Annotated in this window: 1 pseudogene; it reads left to right on the forward strand. The window is 27.4% G+C overall.

Features of this window, described 5'->3' with window-relative positions:
• Positions 1-74 precede the first annotated feature (74 nt).
• Positions 75-1465, forward strand: a pseudogene (locus tag BUE91_RS06755) (hypothetical protein); the annotation flags it as partial.

Here is a 1465-nt window from a genome sequence, read left to right on the forward strand (position 1 = left end):
TAAATGATTTACCCAAGATACAGGAACTAATAAAGAACCCATATGAGATTAAGGGGGTAGACTTACTAAGAGGCTTGTACTTTCACCAAAGTGAGAAGGAGAGAAACATATCAAAGTATGAAGAAGAATTAAAGAAATCTTTTACTGGAATAGATTTATCAAAGAATAAAACAAAACACTCAACTAAGATAAGAATAAATGCAGGACATATAGGAAGAAATCATAAAGTAGGATTAAATCTACTATTAAATGATAATATAACTGCTGAAGCAGAAAAATATGGATATATAAAAAAATCAAATAATATAGGATTTGATGTAATATATGGAAATGGAATAATAGACTTTAATAGTAAAATAGATTTAAAGCTTTCTAATAATAATCTATTAAAAAAAGAAAATACAAATGTAGAAAAAGAAAAATATGTATATGATACAATAAGTCTTAAAACAGATACATATTTAGGCTTTAACATACCGGCAACAGATAAGTTAAATATACTATTAGGACTAAGACATATAGGAGATTATGGATGGATAGATCCAAAAGAGAGTAAAAAAGATGGAAAAGACATTGAATTTGATAAAGCAAAAAGAGATGAAAATAATAATCCTATAGGAAAAGATGATAAAGCAATAATAACATCTCAAACAACAGAGAAGAACTTAGTTGATAAGGAAGCAAAAGAGAGTGGAAATGAAAAGAAACTAAAAAGAGATATACATCAATCAGATTATATAAAGACAGAAAAAAGTAAAGCAGTAAAATCAATGTATGAGATGTATAATATATTATCACCAAGAATTACCGTGTTATATAGACCATATGAAAATATAATAATATCAACACATTTAGAATTACCATTAAGTATAAGGAATTCATCACCAGCAGGGATAAAGGGATTGTATGCAGGAGAGATAAAATATCTTATAGATGATAGCTTTAAGGATTTAATATATACAAAAAGTCCTATTAAAGTAAGAAGTAGAGGAAATGTTGAGGCAGGCTTAGTATTAGGGAATGAACCAGGTTATTATTTATCATATAATGCAATGGGAGATGTAGGTTTTTTAAGAGGAGATATAAAAGGAGATAGTAATGATATAGATGGAAGTTTATCATTAAATCCATTGATAGTTAATTTTCCAATTAAGCCAAGATTTATAATTTCTAAGGAAGGTAAAGAGTTAGTAACGAAGTTTGGTTTAGAGTATGTAAAGGGGACAGAGTTTACGAGTATATTAGGATTTAAGAGAGTTGTTAAATCGAGAAAGGATATATTAGAAGAAGAACTAAAGCCAAGTATTTTAAAGATATTAAAGGGAAGAAATGAGAAGGAATATAATGAAGTAAGTAAAAAGTTACCTGATTTATTATATGCTGGAGAATTAGAATATATATTAACGCCTTTTATAGATATAAAAAAGGAAGAAGGAAAGTTTAGGGTAAGTGTTAAGGCTGATAG

Source organism: Streptobacillus notomytis, assembly GCF_001902585.1.
GTDB classification, from domain to species: domain Bacteria; phylum Fusobacteriota; class Fusobacteriia; order Fusobacteriales; family Leptotrichiaceae; genus Streptobacillus; species Streptobacillus notomytis.